The following is a 1886-nucleotide window of genomic DNA, read 5'->3' as shown; positions in this document are numbered from 1 at the left end:
CTTGCCGCGATCGATTTCACGACACAGGCCACCGACGGGGCGCGCTTGCTTGACCTAGCGCGCAAGCAGTCCGATCAGCTTTAGGCCGCTGCGATGCGGGTTGCAGACGAAGTATCCCGCGTCAGTTGCTTGCAACAGGCCGAAAATGCAGGCCCCGCCATCCGCGCGGCAATTGGGAATATTGCCACCGATACAGCAGCCGTTCGCGCGCAGATGGAGGCACGGCAAGCTAAAGCGGTCGAAGCGTTTGACCGCGGCAAGGTCGCGATGGCCACTGCTGCTGCCGAAGAACTGCGCAGCATGCTGGAAAGCGATACAGACCTGCGCGACCTGACCGAAGCCGCTGAGGAAGAACAGGCGCTGGCCGACCTGCCCGGCGCGCCGAAACTGGCCAAACTGCTTGCCGTCGTGGCAAAACGCGATGCCCTGCACAAGGCGTCCGAAAAGCTCATCAACAGATCTTGCGCGCTGACGCCCCCCTATGCGACCGATCTGTCATCCATCGGGGCCTTGAGGGGCATGGTCGGCGGCCTGCCCCCCCGTGCCGGCAGCAACCGCCCCGATGCCGCCCAAACCGCAAGAGCCGTCTCAAAATGCGCTGACAACCGACAAAGCCTGCGTGACCGCCCTAAATGCCGCCCTTGCCGCCGCACAACAGGCCCAGTTGACAGCCATGAAACTGCATGCCGAACTTGCTGCGGTTAAATCGCCCACGCTGGCAGAAATGGATGACCGCGACGCGATTGGTGCCCTTATGGTTTGCGTGAATGATGCCCCTGCGGCGATCAAAGCGGGCCAATTGATGATCTTTGAAGCAATCGATATGGTATCAGAGCTAAGCTATGAATGGACGGCTTGGGCCAATGAACATCACGCCGCCATTGCCGGCACCGCCGTTTTTCAGGCGATCGCGGGCTTTGCATCATCCGAAGCGGATCACGCCAAGTTCACCCCTGTGTCCCAAGCCGACATGATCCGGGTCGGCCCGTCGCTTGTGCTTGATCCCTACACTGGCGCAGCCCTGCCGCCAACGACCGTCAATGGTGACGCAGCCGTGGTTGATATGAAACACATCACCGAACGCCACGTGCGCAGCACCTATGAATTTGACGAACACTCAAGCCCCAAGGGATCCGAACATGATCTTGGCGTTCTGCTAAGGGGCCAACTGGCCGACAAGGATATCAGCCCCGAGGAAAAGCGCCTGATTCAGGAAAGCCAACGCGCCAAGCCCAATTCATTTTTCCCCGAAGAGGTCACTGCCCTGAATGCCGCGGGCCTTGCCAAAACCGCAATGGAACAGGCGCAGGCCAATGTCTCGCCAGATACGGTGGGCAATATCCTGACTGACCAAATCCAGCCCTTTGGTGCCCTCAAGAAATGGGCCTCGGCGCTTCATCAGGGCGACGCCATAGCGCTGAATATTCCACCCGCAATCAGCGCCACAGTCGGAATTTCGCTAAATGTCGACCCGATCAACAGGACCACCAGCACGCATACCAAAAAACCCGCGCCTCAGGTGCTGAAGGCGCGGATGTTTATCTCAACGATGGCGATAAGCTGTCCACGCCGGACGTTCTGGTGCTTGCCAAAGCACTTAGCGTGTCGCGCTGACCTGACACAACAAGGAACCTGACATGGCCACATTGACCGCTGATCTATCGGTGATGATCCCGGGTAACGGGCTGACGTTGCTGGACGAACTTGATCTTGACCCGACCCTAATTGAGGACATGCCCCAAGAAGACCGTGATGATCCTGACGGGTTCGTGGCCCTGTCGCGTGGTGGCGCGTTCATTTTGCTTGAAGATACGCTATACGCCCTGCTGCACCATTTCACCGCGACGTTGCCAGCGGCGGTGCATGCCGGTGAAAACAGCGTCTAT

General features: G+C 59.1%; 3 protein-coding genes. All 3 read left to right on the top strand.

The annotated features are described in order from the left end of the window. Positions 1-93 precede the first annotated feature (93 nt). Entirely contained in the window at positions 94-705 is a 612-nt protein-coding gene (locus ABYT07_RS20795) for a hypothetical protein (protein WP_372993903.1), read from the top strand. Then, positions 620-1636: a hypothetical protein gene (locus tag ABYT07_RS20790; protein ID WP_372993902.1), complete on the top strand. Its 1017-nt coding sequence runs from the start codon at positions 620-622 to the stop codon at positions 1634-1636. Before ABYT07_RS20795 ends, ABYT07_RS20790 begins: the two co-directional genes overlap by 86 nt. A gap of 1 nt (position 1637) precedes the next feature. Then, positions 1638-1886, top strand: a 249-nt coding sequence (locus tag ABYT07_RS20785; protein WP_372993901.1) for a hypothetical protein, incomplete at its 3' end; no start/stop codon positions are given.

The organism is Sulfitobacter sp. (genome assembly GCF_041552635.1).
Lineage (GTDB): Bacteria > Pseudomonadota > Alphaproteobacteria > Rhodobacterales > Rhodobacteraceae > Sulfitobacter.
Note: the sequence above shows the minus strand (reverse complement) of the source record. Positions and strands in the feature narration are given on the sequence as shown.

Coding starts and splice junctions, on each gene's coding strand:
- ABYT07_RS20795 (WP_372993903.1), top strand. CDS start 94: ATGCGGGTTGCAGACGAAGTATCCCGCGTCAGTTGCTTGCAACAGGCC.